Annotated in this window: 14 protein-coding genes; 7 read left to right on the forward strand and 7 right to left on the reverse strand. The window is 73.7% G+C overall.

Annotation, left to right across the window (positions count from 1 at the left end; all coding sequences use genetic code 11):
* Positions 1–249 precede the first annotated feature (249 nt).
* Positions 250–2,346 (forward strand): molybdopterin oxidoreductase family protein, encoded by a 2,097-nt coding sequence (locus IO36_RS10030; protein WP_037618646.1) that lies wholly within the window; start codon positions 250–252, stop codon positions 2,344–2,346.
* A gap of 18 nt (positions 2,347–2,364) precedes the next feature.
* On the opposite strand, the gene IO36_RS44315 is transcribed toward IO36_RS10030, so the two are convergent.
* The 3 genes from IO36_RS44315 to cutA form a co-directional block, all read right to left on the reverse strand.
* Positions 2,365–2,556, reverse strand: a complete 192-nt coding sequence (locus IO36_RS44315) for a twin-arginine translocation signal domain-containing protein (protein WP_078943106.1) — start codon at positions 2,554–2,556, stop codon at positions 2,365–2,367.
* A gap of 193 nt (positions 2,557–2,749) precedes the next feature.
* A complete protein-coding gene (locus IO36_RS48025; protein WP_037619339.1) occupies positions 2,750–3,205 on the reverse strand; it encodes a gamma-glutamylcyclotransferase family protein in 456 nt (151 codons plus the stop codon).
* Positions 3,206–3,276: 71 nt separating this feature from the next.
* Positions 3,277–3,603 carry a divalent-cation tolerance protein CutA gene (cutA, locus tag IO36_RS48030; protein WP_037619340.1) on the reverse strand — a complete coding sequence of 109 codons (327 nt, stop codon included), beginning with the start codon at positions 3,601–3,603 and terminating at the stop codon, positions 3,277–3,279.
* A gap of 176 nt (positions 3,604–3,779) precedes the next feature.
* Here cutA and IO36_RS10045 point away from each other — a divergent pair, with 176 nt between their 5' ends.
* The 3 genes from IO36_RS10045 to IO36_RS10055 all read left to right on the forward strand — a co-directional run bounded on the left by IO36_RS10045 (position 3,780) and on the right by IO36_RS10055 (position 7,234).
* Positions 3,780–5,426 carry a M4 family metallopeptidase gene (locus IO36_RS10045; protein WP_037618647.1) on the forward strand — a complete coding sequence of 549 codons (1,647 nt, stop codon included), beginning with the start codon at positions 3,780–3,782 and terminating at the stop codon, positions 5,424–5,426.
* A 498-nt stretch (positions 5,427–5,924) separates the two neighbouring features.
* The gene (locus tag IO36_RS10050) at positions 5,925–6,443 is read left to right on the forward strand and encodes a hypothetical protein (RefSeq protein WP_037618648.1); all 519 of its coding nucleotides are present in this window, start codon (positions 5,925–5,927) and stop codon (positions 6,441–6,443) included.
* Between the two features lie 167 nt (positions 6,444–6,610).
* Positions 6,611–7,234, forward strand: a complete 624-nt coding sequence (locus IO36_RS10055; RefSeq protein ID WP_037618650.1) for a class F sortase — start codon at positions 6,611–6,613, stop codon at positions 7,232–7,234.
* 84 nt (positions 7,235–7,318) lie between these two features.
* Here the strand turns inward: IO36_RS10055 and IO36_RS10060 are convergent, their stop codons facing one another.
* The 4 genes from IO36_RS10060 to IO36_RS42995 form a co-directional block, all read right to left on the reverse strand.
* Positions 7,319–8,101, reverse strand: a complete 783-nt coding sequence (locus IO36_RS10060) for a sulfite exporter TauE/SafE family protein (RefSeq protein ID WP_037618651.1) — start codon at positions 8,099–8,101, stop codon at positions 7,319–7,321.
* Between the two features lie 111 nt (positions 8,102–8,212).
* Positions 8,213–8,860 carry a response regulator transcription factor gene (locus tag IO36_RS10065; protein WP_037618653.1) on the reverse strand — a complete coding sequence of 216 codons (648 nt, stop codon included), beginning with the start codon at positions 8,858–8,860 and terminating at the stop codon, positions 8,213–8,215.
* 20 nt (positions 8,861–8,880) lie between these two features.
* Entirely contained in the window at positions 8,881–10,176 is a 1,296-nt protein-coding gene (locus tag IO36_RS10070) for a sensor histidine kinase (protein ID WP_037618654.1), read from the reverse strand.
* A gap of 10 nt (positions 10,177–10,186) precedes the next feature.
* Positions 10,187–10,771 carry a hypothetical protein gene (locus IO36_RS42995; protein ID WP_051900274.1) on the reverse strand — a complete coding sequence of 195 codons (585 nt, stop codon included), beginning with the start codon at positions 10,769–10,771 and terminating at the stop codon, positions 10,187–10,189.
* Positions 10,772–11,089: 318 nt separating this feature from the next.
* Between IO36_RS42995 and IO36_RS10080 the strand changes: the two genes are divergently transcribed.
* The 3 genes from IO36_RS10080 to nirD are packed head-to-tail and all read left to right on the forward strand — an operon-like array spanning position 11,090 to position 15,320.
* Positions 11,090–12,364 (forward strand): NAD(P)/FAD-dependent oxidoreductase, encoded by a 1,275-nt coding sequence (locus IO36_RS10080; protein ID WP_037618655.1) that lies wholly within the window; start codon positions 11,090–11,092, stop codon positions 12,362–12,364.
* Positions 12,364–14,961, forward strand: coding sequence for a nitrite reductase large subunit NirB (nirB, locus tag IO36_RS10085; RefSeq protein ID WP_037618656.1), 2,598 nt, complete (start codon positions 12,364–12,366; stop codon positions 14,959–14,961). The genes IO36_RS10080 and nirB overlap by 1 nt, the downstream gene beginning before the upstream one ends.
* A complete protein-coding gene (gene nirD, locus IO36_RS10090) occupies positions 14,958–15,320 on the forward strand; it encodes a nitrite reductase small subunit NirD (protein ID WP_037618658.1) in 363 nt (120 codons plus the stop codon). The genes nirB and nirD overlap by 4 nt, the downstream gene beginning before the upstream one ends.
* Positions 15,321–15,561: the final 241 nt, after the last annotated feature.

Here is a 15,561-nt window from a genome sequence, read left to right on the forward strand (position 1 = left end):
CGCTCCCCCGAGCTCTCGGCTTCGCTCGAGCAGGGGGCACCCCCATGACGCCGCCGGGCCGCCCTCCGGGCGACGACGCGAATTGTCAGACAGGCCCTAGACCGCGTCCCCGGGGAGCGCACAGGAGCCCCGGGCCGGGAGAAGTCCCGGAGGACCTCACCGCGGGAGCGGTGCGGACGGGAGGTGTCCGCCCCGCCCGTGTAACGCCCTCCTGCCCGGCGCGTAACACGCCCGCCGCAGGCTGGGGCCATGACCGCCTCCGTGACGCCCACCCACTGCCCGTACTGCGCCCTGCAGTGCGGGATGAACCTGACGCCCGTGCCGGGCGGCGGGGTCGCGGTCGCCGAACGCGCCGACTTCCCGGTGAACCGGGGCGCCCTGTGCGGCAAGGGCCGCACGGCGCCGGCGCTGCTGTCGTCCCGGGTGCGTCTCACCTCGCCGCTGGTCCGCACCGGGGGTGTCCTCGTGCCCGCGGGCTGGGACGAGGCACTGGCCCGGATCGCCGAGGGCCTCGCCCGCACCCGCGCGGACCACGGGCCGGACGCGTGCGCGGTGTTCGGCGGCGGCGGGCTGACGAACGAGAAGGCCTACGCCCTCGGGAAGTTCGCCCGGGTCGTCCTCGGGACCTCGCAGATCGACTACAACGGCCGTTTCTGCATGTCGTCCGCGGCGGCGGCCGGCATCAGGGCGTTCGGGCTCGACCGGGGGCTGCCCTTCCCGCTGGAGGACGTCCCGCGGACCGGCTGTGTGATCCTCGTCGGCTCCAACCTGGCCGAGACGATGCCGCCCGCGCTGCGGTTCGTCACCGAGCTGAAGGAGAACGGCGGCACCCTGATCGTCGTCGACCCGCGCCGCACCCGCACGGCCGAACAGGCCGACCTGCACCTGGCACCGCGCCCCGGGACGGACCTGGCGCTCGCGCTCGGGATGCTGCACCTGATCGTCGCCGAGGGGCGCACGGACGAGGAGTACGTCCGGGACCGCACGAGCGGCTGGGAGGAGGCGCGGGCGGCGGCGATGGCGCATTGGCCGGAGTACGTGGAACGGATCACGGGGGTGTCCGTTCCCCTGCTCCGCCAGGCCGTGCGGATGTTCTGCGAGCCCGGGAACGCGATGGTCCTGACCGCCCGCGGACCCGAGCAGCAGTCGAAGGGCACCGACACGGTGGGCGCCTGGATCAACCTGTGCCTGGCCACCGGGCGGGCGGGCCGGCCGCTGTCCGGGTACGGCTGTCTCACCGGGCAGGGCAACGGGCAGGGCGGGCGCGAACACGGCCAGAAGGCAGACCAGTTGCCCGGGTACCGCAAGCTCACCGACCCGGCTGCGCGCCGTCATGTGGCCGAGGTGTGGGGCATCGACCCGGACACGCTGCCCGGGCCCGGCCGGAGCGCGTACGAACTCCTCGACGCGATGGGGACGGACATCCGCTCCCTGCTGCTGATGGGCTCGAACCCGGTGGTGTCCGCGCCCCGCGCCGCGCACGTCGAGGAACGCCTGCGGTCGCTGGACTTCCTCGCGGTCGCCGACGTCGTCCTCTCCGAGACGGCCGAACTCGCGGACGTCGTGCTGCCGGTGACCCAGTGGGCCGAGGAGTCGGGCACGACGACGAACCTGGAGGGCCGGGTGCTGCTGCGCCGGCGGGCGGTCGACCCGCCCGAGGGGGTGCGCGGCGACCTCGACGTCCTGCACGGTCTCGCCGCGCTCCTCGGGGTGGAGAAGGGCTTCCCCACCGATCCGGGTGAGGTCTTCGAGGAACTGCGCCGGGCGAGCGCGGGCGGCCCGGCGGACTACTCCGGGATCACCTACGACCGGCTGGCACGGGAGAACGGCGTGTTCTGGCCATGCCCGGCGGACGACGACGGCGCAGACGGCCCGCAGCACCCGGGCACGCCCCGCCTCTTCCTCGACCGGTTCGCCACCGAGGACGGCCGGGCGCGCTTCGTTCCCGTGTCTCACCGGCCCGTCGCCGAGGAGCCGGACGACGAGTACCCGGTGCTGCTCACCACCGGCCGGGTGGTGGCGCAGTACCAGTCGGGGGCGCAGACGCGGCGCGTCGACGAACTGAACGCCGCCGCGCCCGGCCCGTTCGTGGAGATGCATCCGCGGCTGGCCGAACGGCTCGGCGCGGCGGACGGGGACGCCGTGACGGTGGTGTCCCGGCGCGGCCGGGCCGTGGCACCGGCCCGGATCACGACGGCCATCCGCCCGGACACCGTGTTCATGCCCTTCCACTGGCCCGGGGAGGGCCGCACCAACACGCTCACCAACCCCGCCCTCGACCCGGTCTCCCGGATGCCGGAGTTCAAGGCCTGCGCGGTCCGGCTGGAGGCGGTCCGGAAGGACTGAGAACGTCGGCGGAGCCGGTCAGCGGGGGTCCCGCCCCGATGGCGCGGAATTCCCCGGGGTCCCGGGCGCGCCCGTCGGGGCGGAGCCGGAGTTCCCGCCCGGCTTCGGGTCCTTCGCCGAGCAGGAACTGATGCCGACGCCCAGGGCGGCGCCGACGGCCGCCCCGCTGAGCGCGAGGACACGTCGTCTGGTCAAGTCGCGGTCGGTCATGGCCGGACCCTAGGGGCGACGGCGGCCCCGGCCCCGGCGGCGCACACGACGGCCACCCGCACGGGTGCACGACGGGTACGGCGGCGACGGCCGACACGCGCCACGCCGGTCAACCGCCTGGGCGTTCACGGCGGTCGACCGCGCGCTCCCCTCAGCCCTCGGCGCGGTCCCTGCCGGCCTCCGCTCGACCCGCTCAACCCTCCGCTCGGGCCCCTCGGGCCTCCCGGCGGGCCGGGGCGGAGGTCCGGGCTCCGCGCCAGTCGCCGTGCTCGATCGGGGTGCCGCCGGACCGCAGGCGGGCGGCCACCGCGGGCGCGGCCACGTACACCCAGGCCCGGACGACGGTGACGCCGTCCGCGAGCACGGCGTCCCGCGCGACGCGTTCGTAGAGGCTGCGCGCGTCGCCCGGCACGTACTCCTCCAGCGCGTCCAGTTCCGCGAGGAGTTCCGCGTACGACCCGGGCCTCGCGGTCACGATCTCGCCGAGCACCGAGCCGCCGGGCCCGTCGACGGCGTACGGGTATCCGGGGCCGGCGTAGAGCACGAGCCCGCCCATCCGTCCCGGTTCCTCGGAGCGGGTGCGGCCGCGCAGGAACAGGTCGTGGTTGTGCTCGCCGGGGCGCAGGGTGCCGTAGACGAAGAAGGGCAGTTCGGGCTCGCCGGGCGGGTCCGGATGGTTCGCAGGCGGGTCCGGCCGGTTCAGGAGGGGGTCCGGGTGGTTCAAGGGGACGTCTCCTGCTCCACCCAGCGCAGGTAGTCCGGGCTGCCCGCCACGACCGGCGTCGCGATGATCTCGGGCGTGTCGTAGTCGTGCGCCTCCAGGAGGTACGCCTCCAGCGCCGGGTAGCGCGCCTCGGTCGTCTTGAACTGGATCCGCCACTCGGAGGCCGTCTCCACGGCTCCCTGCCAGCGGTAGACGGAGACGACGGGTCCCGAGATCTGCGCGCAGGCCGCGACGCGCGCCGCCACCGCTCCCCGGGCCAGTGTCTCGGCCTTCTCCTCCGCGTCCGTCGTGGTCAGGACGGCCAGGCAGACCGGCAACTCCATGATCGCCTCCATTCGTGAGGGTACGGAAACGATTCTCGCCGCATCCGGTACGCACCATGCGGGGGGTATGGACATGACATGTCATGCACCTTTAAATCGGATGCAGCTCTCAGCGACTCCCCCACGGGCCCCACCCCCCACATGCCCTTCCCCAAGGCATCTTCCCAAGGAGACCGATGAGTCGAATACGGCACATCCGAGGTTCCTCCCTCGCGGCCGCCGGAGCGGCCGTGACCACGGCCACCCTGCTGGCCGCCGCGCTCGCCCCGGCCGCGAGCGCCGACAGCGGCCGGCCGAGCAGGACGACCGCGATCGAGCACGCGGCCTCGGCGCTGACGGCCCACGCGACGGCCCTGGGCCTCACCTCCGCGCAGCACACCACCGTCCGCGACGTCGTCGTCGACAAGGACGGCACCCAGCATGTGCGCTACGACCGGACCTACCGTCAACTGCCCGTGCTCGGCGGCGACTTCGTGGTGCACCTGACCCCGGACGGCACCTACCGGGGCGCGGACCGCGCGACACGGAAGGGCATCTCCCTGAGCAGCGTCACCCCGGAGCTCTCGGGCTCGAAGGCGGCCGGCCTCGCAGTGGCCGCGCTGCGGGCCGCCAACCCCGGCGAGACGCTGAAGAGGGTGACGGCGAGACCGCGGCTGGTCGTCGACGCCCTGCACGGGACGCCCAAGCTGGCCTGGCGCACCGACGCGGTGGCCCAGGACTCGCTCGGCAACCCGGTGGCCCGCACGGTCCTGACCGACGCCCGCACCGGCGCGCGGATCGACGCGTGGGACAGCGTCGAGACGGTGACGGGCGACGGCAGTTCGCTCTACAGCGGCACGGTTGCGCTGGAGACGACGCAGTCCGGCTCGTCCTACCAGCTGAAGGACCCGACGCGCGGGAACACGTACACGGGCGACGCGGCGAACAAGACGGACCTGTGCATCTTCGGGATCTGCTTCAGCCGGGCTCCCGCGACCCTGTTCACCGACGCGGACAACCACTGGGGCACGGGCGCGTCCGGCGACCGCTCCTCCGCGGCGGTGGACGCGCAGTACGGCACGAACGAGACCTGGGACTACTACAAGAACGTCCACGGCCGCACCGGCATCGCGGGCGACGGCAAGGGCTCGTACAACCGCGTCCACTACGGCAAGAACTACAACAACGCCTTCTGGGACGACACGTGCTTCTGCATGACCTACGGCGACGGTGACGGCTCGACGTTCGGGCCGCTGGTCGCCCTGGACGTCGCCGGGCACGAGATGTCGCACGGGGTCACCTCGAAGACGGCGGGGCTGACCTACTCGGGCGAGTCCGGCGGTCTGAACGAGGCCACGTCCGACATCTTCGGGACCATGGTGGAGTGGTACGCGGACAACGCCTCGGACCCCGGTGACTACCTGATCGGCGAGGAGATCGTCCGTCCCGGCTTCGGCAAACCGGCCCTGCGGTTCATGGACAAGCCCTCCAAGGACGGCAACTCGGCCGACTGCTGGAGCAGTTCGGTCGGGAACCTCGACGTCCACTACTCCTCGGGCGTCGCCAACCACTTCGCCTATCTGCTCTCCGAGGGCAGCGGGGCGAAGACCGTCAACGGCGTCGCCTACGACTCCCCCACCTGCAACGGCTCCACGGTCGCCGGCATCGGCCACGACAAGGTGGGCCGGATCTGGTACCGCGCGCTGACGGTCTACATGACCTCGTCGACGAACTACGCCGGAGCGCGCACCGCCACGCTGAACGCGGCCAAGGACCTGTACGGGGCGGGCAGCGCCGAGTACGCCGCCGTGGCCGCCGCCTGGTCGGCGGTCTCCGTGGGCTGACCGCCCGTCGGTCCGGGCTTCCTGTGTCGCCGTGGGCAGACGCCGTCAGGTTCGTCTGCCCACGGCTTCGCCATGAGCATGTCCGCCCCGGGCGGGTCCTAGTCCTCCCGCGCCGGACGACACCCGCCCCCGCCCGCGCCCACCCTCCCGGCGGCGACGGAAACGCGTTCGAGCGGGCGTTTCGTCCTCTCCCGCCGCACCGGCACCCCGAGGGACCGCGAGCGCGGCCGGGCGGTCCCGGGTCACCCATTCACACCCTCGGACCGCCCCGTTCGGGTCCCCGTGCCCCGTACACCGGGTTCACACCGGTGACCTGCCGGAATGCCGGGGGTTCCACCCCGTCCGGCGCACCGCCTGACACCCGTTCACATCATTTCTGACGCTCCATCAGAGAGCGCCCGCGGCCCGGTGCCACTTACCTCGGAAGGGCAGGGGCACGACCTACGCTGCGGCACCTGGGGGTGCCGCGGGCCGGGCCCCCTCGGAGGAGCTGGCACGATGCGACGTACCGCCCGGCTGCTGACCGGTACCGCGCTAGCCGTAGCCGCCGCGGGCCTGGCCGCCGCGCCCGTGTACGGCGGGGACACCGGGAGTCTGGAGGTGTACCCCTCCAGTGTCGTCCCGGGCGCCGACGTCACCGTCAACACGGCCGCGTGCGGCTCCGACGGCACCGCGAGCGGGGACGCGGACGCGGTGGGCGGCGGTACGTTCACGCTCGCCGCCAGCGCGCACGAGCACGAGGCGATCGGCCAGTTCCAGGTGCCGCCGAGCGCGCAGCCGGGGACGTACGAGATCGTCGCGACCTGCTCCCACGGCCGGCACGTCACCGGCGACCTGCTGGTGACCCTGGCCGCCACGCGCGAGCAGGTCGAGCCGCGCGGGCATGTGAACACGGGTGTCGGCGGCGCGCTGGGCCCCGACCCCGTTCAGACCGCGGCGGGAGTGGCGGCGCTGGCCGTCGCCGCCGCGGGCGGTACCTGGCTCCTGCATCGCCGGGCGAGAGGCGACGGGATCTGACGGACACCCTCCGCTGTCCGTCCGCCGGTACCGCCGTCCCTCCCCCCTCCGTGGCCCGACGCCCCTCGTGGCCCGGAGGGGGAAGGGACCGGCTTCGTCAGCACATCCCCGGCCGTCACGGGTGCCGGCCGGTCCCGTCCCCGGAAGGGAACCGTGAGGAGGCTCGCGTGCGCCGGGTCAGCAATGCCGTCATAGCGTCGGTCACCCTCGTCGCCCTGTGCTCGGGCGCCTGGCTGCTGGGCAGCGGCGCCGAGGCGCACCCGCCGCCCCAGCCGTCCCCGGCCCAGGCGGCTGCCTCCGGGGGCGCGGCCCGGTCGGCCGCCCCCGCCCTGCCGCACTCCCCGCCGGACCGCATCCGCATCCCCTCGATCGGCGTGGACGCCCCGCTGATCGGGCTCGGCCTCACCCCGCAGGGCAGCCTGGACGTGCCGCCCGCGCGGAAGAAGAACCTGGCGGGCTGGTACGAGGCCGGGACCAGCCCCGGCGAACGCGGCACGGCGATCGTGGCCGGGCACGTCGACAACGCGGAGGGCCCGGCCGTCTTCTACGACCTCGGCTCGCTCCGCAAGGGCAGCACGGTGGAGGTCGACCGGCTCGACGGCAGGACGGCCGTGTTCACCGTCGACGCGGTCGAGGTGTACGACTCCCGGTCCTTCCCCGACGCGAAGGTGTACGGCGCCGCGCGCCGGCCCGAGCTGCGGGTCATCACCTGCGGCGGCGGCTACTCGCGGACGACGGGCTACCAGGGGAACGTGGTCGTCTTCGCCCACCTCACGGGCAGCCACCACTAGGGCCTGTCTGACAATTCCCGTCTGCCCGGCCCTCGTCCTGCCGGGCCGCGGAGCCTCGCCCGCCGTTCCGGCCCGGCTCCGGACTCAGGCGAGCCACTGCTGGTAGGCCATGTTCGCCACCAGGGCGAACACCACCGTCAGCAGCACCGCCCGGACGAAGCCGCTTCCCTGCTTCAGCGCGGTCCGCGCCCCCAGCATGCCGCCCGCCAGGTTGAACAGGGCCATGAGCGCGGCCAGCTCCCAGAACACCGTGCCCTTGAAGGCGAAGGTCGCGAGGGCGCCCGCGTTGGTGCAGCAGTTGACGATCTTGGCGGTGGCGGAGGCCGTCACCAGGTCGAGGTGGAGGAGCGCGGTGAGGGCGAGGACGAGGAAGGTGCCCGTGCCGGGCCCGATCAGCCCGTCGTAGAAGCCGATGCCGAGGCCCGCGAGCCCGATCGCGGCGAGGACGCGGCGCGCGCTGACAGGGGTGGTCGGCGGCGCCGTGCCGAAGGCGGGCCGCAGGATCACGAAGGTCCCGACGGCGAGCAGGACGACCATGACGACCGGCTTGAGGACGTCGGTGCTGAGCCCGGCCGCGACGAAGGCGCCCGCCGTCGAACCGGCGAGGGCCGCGAGCCCGATCCGTACGGCCAGGCGCACGTCCACGGGCGTCTTGCGCACGTACGTCACCGCGGCGCCCGTGGTGCCGACGATCGCGACCGCCTTGTTCGTGCCGAGCGCGAAGGCCGCCGGGGTGCCGGCGGGCAGCCCGAGCAGCATGGCGGGCAGCAGGAGCAGCCCGCCGCCGCCGACCACGGCGTCGATCCAGCCGGCCGCCAGTGCGGCGGCACAGAGTACGAGCATCATGGTCAGCGATATGTCGGGCATGATCGCGACCTTAAGCGACGGGTGCGTGTGCGGTGCACGGACCCCGGGAGGCTTGAGCGTCTCCAGAGGTTCGGGCGGGAATCGCCTCGCGTGGTCCGGCCCGGCGTCCGGTCAGTTCACCGAGTCCAGGTAGCGCAGGACCGCGAGGACCCGCCGGTGGCCGGTGTCCGACGGGGGCAGGTCGAGCTTCAGGAAGATGTTGGCGATGTGCTTCTCGACGGCACGCTCGGAGACGGTGAGGGCGGCGGCGATCGCGTGGTTGGTGCGGCCCTCGGCCATCAGCTCCAGCACCTCGCGCTCGCGCGGTGTCAGGGCGTCGAGGGCACTGGCGCGCCGGCTCGCGCCGAAGAGCTGGGAGACGACCTCGGGGTCGAGGGCCGTGCCGCCCGCCGCGACCCGCTCCATGGCGTCCACGAACTCGCCGATGTCGACGACGCGTTCCTTGAGGAGGTACCCGAACCCCGCCGGATCGCCGAGCAGCCGGGTGGCGTACCGGGTCTCCACGTACTGCGAGAAGACCAGCACCCCGGTGCCGGGGTGCTCCTCGCGCAGCCGCACGGCCGCCCGGATGCCCTCGTCGGTCTGGGTCGGGGGCAGCCGGATGTCGACGACGGCCACGTCCGGCCGGTGCTCGGCGACCCGCTCCAGCAGGGACTCCGCGTCGCCCACGGCCGCCGCCACCTCGACCCCGCGCAACTGGAGGAGCTGGACCAGGCCGTCCCGCAGCAGGGCCGAGTCCTCGGCGATGACGACGCGCATGGGGCTCCCGTCCACCAGGGTCAGCAGGGCAGTTCGACGGTGACCACCGTAGGCCCTCCCGGCGGGCTGTCGCAGACCAGCGTGCCGTCGACGGTCCGCACCCGGGCCAGCAGACCGGTCAGGCCGGAGCCTGCGCCGATCACCGCTCCCCCGCGCCCGTCGTCGGACACCCTCAGCCGCAGCAGCCCGTCCCGGGCCGTCACGGTGACGCCCGCCCGCGCGGCCCCGCTGTGCTTGACGGCGTTGGCGAGGAGTTCCGCGGCGCAGAAGTAGGCGATCGACTCGACCGCCGGGACCGGCCGCGACCCGATGGCGACGTCCACCTCGACGGGCAGCGCGCTGTCGGCGGCGAGGGTCGCCAGCGCCGTGTCCAGGCCCTGGTCCAGTACGGGCGGATGGATGCCCTTGACGAGATGGCGGAGGTCGGCGATGGCCTGCCGGGCGTTGCCCTGCGCGGTGTCGACGACGGCGAGGATCCGTTCCTCGGAGGCCCCGGCGCCGATCAGCTCCCTGATCATCGTGAGGTGCATCGCGAGGCCGACGAGCCGGGCCTGGGTGCCGTCGTGCAGGTCGCGTTCGATGCGGCGCAGGGTCGCCGCGGCGTCGTCCACGGCCTGGGCGCGGGTCTCCTCCAGGGTGCGGATCCGCCGGTCGGCCGGGTCGGGGCCGAGCAGCGTGGCGATCCAGGACCGGTGCGGGGCGAGCGCCTGGCGCAGCAGCCAGGCGGCGCTCGCGAGGAGCAGCAGTCCGACGGTCACCGGGATCAGCCAGCGCGGCCAGGTGTCGACCTGGAACCCGAAGAACTCCAGCGACACCCGGCGCTCCGTGCCGTCGGCCGCCCGCCGGGTGTCGTAGTTCCAGTGTTCTAGGACGGGGTGGAGGGTGAGCAGGACGCCCCAGGCGTAGCCGACGATCACGGCGAGCCAGCCGAAGACGGCGGTGAAGGGGGCGGCCAGCGCGCAGGCGACGGCCCGCCAGCCGGCGCGGTCGGCGAGCAGCGCCCGGCGCCGGCCGAGCACCCCGGTGCCGGGGCGGCGCCCGGGTTCCTCGATGTCCAGGCCCAGCAGGTGCCGGGCCAGGGCGCGTTGGAGCGTGCCGAGGGCGAGGGCCCCGCGGACGGTGGCGGCGATCAGCCACAGTCCGAGGGTGGTCACCGACAGCGCGCCGCCGACCAGCAGGCCCACGAGCGTGAGGACGAAGCCGGCCAGGGCGAGCGGGAAGGCGATCAGCGCGTAGAGGAGGGCCGCCAGGGCCCGCCGCCCGAAGGGGAAGCCCAGGACGGCGCGCAGGCGGTTCACGGACCCCGACCGGTTCATGGACCCCAACCTAGGAGAGGAGCGCCGCCGCGAGGCGGAGCTGGACGGCGGCCATGGCCCGGCCGAGCCACGGCATGAGGAGCAGGAAACCGCCCGCTCCGACGAGGGCGTGGAAGGCCCAGGCACCGGCGAAGGTGGGGCCGCCCCAGGAGTCCGCGTAGTCGGAGCCCGCGCGCAGCGGCCAGCCGAGGTTCATCGGCACGATCGACCAGCCGTACACGGTGACGGCCAGGACGAGGAGGTTCAAGGGGGCCGCGAGCAACGCGTGGGCGAGCCCTCTCGCGGGCGCCGGCGGCCCCGGGGTCCCGGGCAGGCCCAGGAACCGCTGGGCAAGACTCCGCTGCCACCGCCCGGTCGGGGCGCCCACGAGCGACAGCGGGACGCAGACGAGCCCGGCCGGGAACGCCAGCAGCGCGTAGTCGACCCGCCGCCAGGTCCCCGCCCGGAACGGCTCCCGCACGACCCTCCAGACCTGGACGGATGCCTCGTCGCGGACGGGCGACTCGTTGCGGACGAGCGGCGACTCGTCGCGGACGGGGGCGGTCCCCGGCCGGGGGTCGTACTCGGGATGCCCGGGTGTGCGGGTGGTCGCCATCGCTGATCCCTTCGTCGTGGACGGGTGGGTCGAGGCGTCTCGTGGACGGGTACGACCCTGGACCGGGGCGGGTCCGGCCCTGAACCGAACGGGTCCGGCCCTGGACCGGGACGGGTCCGGCCCTGAACCGAACGGGTCTCGCCCTGAAAAGGATTCCGTTCCGGGGCGTCCCGGGCGATGGTGTCCGCACGTGGACCGGGGGTTCGGTTCACCCCACCCCGGCCCTCACATCGCCGCCCCGCTCCCGCTGAGGGCAGCGTTCCTCCCGGGAAACAGAGGTGATGCCACCGGGTAACACCGGCACCGCACGGTGGGGTCATGACCTCGAATGCGCGTGTGGTGGTGATCGGCGCCGGGCTCGCGGGCGTCCGGCTCGCCCGGCGGCTCGGTGAGCTCGGCAGGCCCGCGCTGCTCGTCGGCGAGGAGGAGCACCGGCCCTACAACCGGGTACTGCTCGCCGAGGTGCTGGCCGGACGCTACGAACCGGAGGTGATCTCCCTCCCGGCCCCGCCGGAGCTGGTCCGCGCCAAGGTCACCGGCATCGACCGCGCCGCGCGGACCGTGCGCTGCGCGGACGGCACGGAGATCGTCTACGAAACGCTGGTCCTGGCCACCGGCTCCAACCCGGTGCTGCCCCCGCTGCGCGGTCTGTTCACGGACCTCCACCGCGCGGGGCACGGCGCCCCCGGCCACGGACTGCCCGAGGGCGTCCACGCGTTCCGCACGATGGACGACTGCCTCGGGCTGTCGAAGGCGGTGCGGCCCGGGGTACGGGCGGTCGTCGTCGGCGGCGGTCTGCTGGGGGTCTCCGCTGCCCGGGCGCTCGCCGTGCGCGGCGCCCAGGTGGTCCTCGCCCAGCAGGCCGAGCGGCTGATGGAGCGCCAGCTCGACCCGGGCGCCTCGAAGCTGGTGCTGCGGCATCTGCTGGACCTCGGCGTCGAGGTGCACACCGAGTGCCGGGTACGGGACGTGCGCTGCCTCGGCGGCGCGGTCCGCTCGGTGGAACTGGCCGACGGCTACGCGCTCGACGCCGATCTCGTGGTGCTTGCCTGCGGGGTGCACCCGCGGGCCGGTCTGGCCAAGGAGGCCGGACTCGCCGTCCACAAGGGCGTCCTGGTCGACGACGAACTGCGCACCAGCGACCCGCACATCCGGGCCGTCGGGGACTGCGCCCAGCACGCCGGCACGGTCTACGGCCTCGCCGCGCCCGCGCTCGAACAGGCCGACGCGCTGGCCGAGTCGCTCGCGGGCGACGCGAACGCCCGCTACACCGGCACCCGTTCCCTGACCCGGCTCACCCTGACCGGACGGGACACCGCCACCGGCCCGGCGGCCACCGGCCCCGCGCCCTTCGACCTGGCCGCGTTCGGCGAGACCGAGCCGCGCCCCGGCGACGACGTGGTCCAGATCGCGGACGCCACCCGCGGGACCTACCGCAAGGTCGTCGTCCGCGACGACCGCCTGGTCGGCGGGGTCCTCGTCGGCGAACTCGGCACCGTCGGCGCGCTCGCCCGCGCCTGGGAGGGAGCAGAGCCGCTCCCCACGAACGGCGCCCCTCTGCTCCACCTGCTCACCAACGACGGAGGCTCCTGATGACTGCCACCCCGGGGGCCACCCCCACGATCGTGCTCGTCGGCCACGGCATGGTCGGCCAGCGCTTCCTCGAGGCGCTCGCCGAACGCGGTCTGACCGCCACGCACCGCGTGGTCGTGCTGTGCGAGGAACCGCGCCCCGCTTACGACCGGGTCGCCCTCACCTCGTACTTCTCGGGCCGGACGCCCGAGGAACTCTCCCTGACCGACATGGAGTTCATCCGGGAGCACGGCATCGAGCTGCGCCTCGGCGACCCGGCGGAGTCGATCGACCGCGCGGCCCGCGAGGTCACGGCCCGCTCCGGTCTCGTCGTCGGCTACGACACCCTGGTGCTCGCCACCGGCTCCTTCCCCTTCGTCCCGCCGGTGCCCGGCAAGGACGCCGAGGGCTGTTTCGTCTACCGCACGATCGAGGACCTGCTGGCCATCGAGGAGTTCGCGAGGTCGCGGGCCACGACGGGAGCTGTGGTCGGCGGCGGACTGCTCGGCCTGGAGGCCGCGGGCGCTCTCAAGGGCCTCGGACTCACCAGCCACATCGTGGAGTTCGCGCCCCGGCTGATGCCCGTACAGGTCGACGAGGGCGGCGGGGCCGCGCTCCTGCGCACGATCGAGAACATGGGCCTGGCCGTCCACACGGGGGTCGGCACCCAGGAGATCCTGGTCGGCGACGACGGCGCGGTCACCGGGATGAAGCTCTCCGACGGCTCCGAACTCGCCGCCGATCTGGTGGTGTTCTCGGCCGGTGTCCGCCCCCGCGACCAGCTGGCCCGGGACTGCGGCCTGACGGTCGGCGAGCGCGGCGGCATCACGGTGGACGAGCAGTGCCGTACGGTCGCCGACCCGCACGTGTTCGCGATCGGCGAGTGCGCGCTGGCGACGGACGGCCGCGTGTACGGCCTGGTGGCGCCCGGCTACGAGCAGGCGGAGACGGCGGCCGCGACGATCGCCGAGGACGAGCGGGCGTTCACCGGCGCGGACCTGTCCACCAAGCTCAAGCTCCTCGGCGTCGACGTGGCGTCCTTCGGCGACGCCCACGGCACCACCGAGGACTGCCTGGACGTCGTCTACTCCGACTCCCGCGCGGGCCTGTACAAGAAGCTGGTCATCGGCCGGGACGGCACGCTGCTCGGCGGCATCCTGGTCGGCGACGCCGAGGCGTACGGGACCCTGCGGGCGTTCACCGGCTCGGTCCCGCCCGTCTCGCCGGAGTCGCTGGTCCTGCCGGCCGGGGCGGGCGCCCCCGTGCAGCTCGGCCCGTCCGCGCTTCCGGACGAGGCGGTCGTCTGCTCCTGCCACAACGTCACCAAGGGCACGATCCGCGGCGCGGTCACCGAGCACAGCTGCACGACGGTCCCCGAGGTCAAGAAGTGCACCAAGGCCGGTACGGGCTGCGGCAGTTGCGTCAAGGTGCTCGGCCAGCTGGTCACCGCCGAGCTGGAGGCGAGCGGCGTCGAGGTCGACAAGGGCCTGTGCGGCTGCTTCGGGCAGACCCGCGAGGAGCTGTACGAGATCGTCCTGGCGCTCAGGATCACCTCGTACCGGACGCTGCTGGACCGGTACGGCCGCGAGGACGCGCGGGGCGGTGACGGCTGCGAGGTCTGCAAGCCCGCCGTCGGCTCGATCATCGCCTCGCTGGCCCCCACGATCGGCGCCGAGGGCTACGTCCTGGACGGCGAACAGGCCGCGCTCCAGGACACCAACGACCACTTCCTCGCCAACCTCCAGAAGAACGGCTCGTACTCGATCGTGCCGCGCATCCCGGGCGGCGAGATCACTCCCGAGAAGCTCATCGTGATCGGCGAGGTGGCCCGGGACTTCGGGCTCTACACGAAGATCACCGGCGGTCAGCGGATCGACCTGTTCGGCGCCCGGGTGGAGCAGCTCCCGCTGATCTGGGCCCGGCTGGTGGACGCCGGCTTCGAGTCCGGGCACGCCTACGGCAAGTCGCTGCGGACGGTGAAGTCCTGTGTCGGGCAGACCTGGTGCCGCTACGGCGTGCAGGACTCGGTCCGCATGGCGATCGACCTGGAGCTGCGCTACCGGGGTCTGCGCTCCCCGCACAAGCTGAAGTCGGCGGTCTCCGGCTGCGCCCGCGAGTGCGCGGAGGCCCAGTCGAAGGACTTCGGCATCATCGCCACCTCCAACGGCTGGAACCTGTACGTCGGCGGGAACGGCGGCGCGACCCCGCGTCACGCGGACCTGCTGGCCCAGGATCTGGGCGACGCCGAACTGGTCCGGCTCATCGACCGCTTCCTGATGTTCTACATCCGCACCGCGGACCGGCTGGAGCGCACCTCGACCTGGCTGGAGCGGATCCCCGGCGGCCTGGACCACGTCCGCGAGGTCGTCGTGGAGGACTCCCTCGGCATCTGCGAGGAGCTGGAGTCGCTGATGACCGCGCACGTCGCGAACTACCGCGACGAGTGGGCCGAGACCATCAACGACCCGGAGAAGCTGAGCCGGTTCGTGTCCTTCGTGAACGCCCCCGACACCCCGGACCCGGTCGTCGGCTTCGTGGCCGAGCGCGACCAGATCAAGCCCGACCTGCCGCTGCTGACCATCGGCACCCGGCCCCTGGAAGGAAGTGCCCAGCGATGACCCTCGCGCCCGAGACGACCGGGACCACGACGGCCCCGTCGGTCCAGCTCCTGCTGGAGAACGACTGGTTCACGGTCTGCGACCTGACCCTGCTGACCCCGGGACGGGGCGTCGCCGCCCTTCTCCCGGACGGCCGGCAGGTCGCCCTGTTCACCGACCGCGCGGGACGGACGTACGCCATCGACAACCGTGACCCGTTCACCGGTGCGGCGGTCCTCTCCCGCGGGCTGACCGGCACCCACCGGGGCCGCCCGTACGTGGCCTCCCCGCTGCTCAAGCAGCGCTTCGACCTGGAGTCCGGGCGGTGCCTGGACGACGAGGAGGTGCGGGTGGCGACGTACGAGGTAAGGGCGGCCTGAGCCGGGCCGGGCCGACGGGGGCGGCCCGGCTCACGGGGGGGGCGGGCCCGGCTCACGGGGGCGGGCCCGCAGCCGCGTTTGCGGGGTGCTCCGACCGGGTGAACAGTTGAATATGCGGGCCCGCAACGGATGAAGCAAGCACCCCGCAAGCGCATCTGGAGCCATCATGGCCAGAACCTCCAGGCGGCGCGCCGTCCATCACGTCAACGCATCCTTCCTGGCCGTGACGCTCGCGTTCCCC

Origin of the sequence: Streptomyces aureus (assembly GCF_000725495.1) — a bacterium.
Taxonomy (GTDB): Bacteria; Actinomycetota; Actinomycetes; order Streptomycetales; family Streptomycetaceae; genus Streptomyces; species Streptomyces aureus_B.

Bases quoted from the DNA above. Each gene is read 5' to 3' on its own strand.
- IO36_RS10030 (WP_037618646.1), top strand. From the start codon at position 250: ATGACCGCCTCCGTGACGCCCACCCACTGCCCGTACTGCGCCCTGCAG.
- IO36_RS44315 (WP_078943106.1), bottom strand. From the start codon at position 2,556: ATGACCGACCGCGACTTGACCAGACGACGTGTCCTCGCGCTCAGCGGG.
- cutA (WP_037619340.1), bottom strand. From the start codon at position 3,603: ATGGAGTTGCCGGTCTGCCTGGCCGTCCTGACCACGACGGACGCGGAG.
- IO36_RS10045 (WP_037618647.1), top strand. From the start codon at position 3,780: ATGAGTCGAATACGGCACATCCGAGGTTCCTCCCTCGCGGCCGCCGGA.
- IO36_RS10050 (WP_037618648.1), top strand. From the start codon at position 5,925: ATGCGACGTACCGCCCGGCTGCTGACCGGTACCGCGCTAGCCGTAGCC.
- IO36_RS10060 (WP_037618651.1), bottom strand. From the start codon at position 8,101: ATGCCCGACATATCGCTGACCATGATGCTCGTACTCTGTGCCGCCGCA.
- IO36_RS10065 (WP_037618653.1), bottom strand. From the start codon at position 8,860: ATGCGCGTCGTCATCGCCGAGGACTCGGCCCTGCTGCGGGACGGCCTG.
- IO36_RS10070 (WP_037618654.1), bottom strand. From the start codon at position 10,176: ATGAACCGGTCGGGGTCCGTGAACCGCCTGCGCGCCGTCCTGGGCTTC.
- IO36_RS42995 (WP_051900274.1), bottom strand. From the start codon at position 10,771: ATGGCGACCACCCGCACACCCGGGCATCCCGAGTACGACCCCCGGCCG.
- IO36_RS10080 (WP_037618655.1), top strand. From the start codon at position 11,090: ATGACCTCGAATGCGCGTGTGGTGGTGATCGGCGCCGGGCTCGCGGGC.
- nirB (WP_037618656.1), top strand. From the start codon at position 12,364: ATGACTGCCACCCCGGGGGCCACCCCCACGATCGTGCTCGTCGGCCAC.
- nirD (WP_037618658.1), top strand. From the start codon at position 14,958: ATGACCCTCGCGCCCGAGACGACCGGGACCACGACGGCCCCGTCGGTC.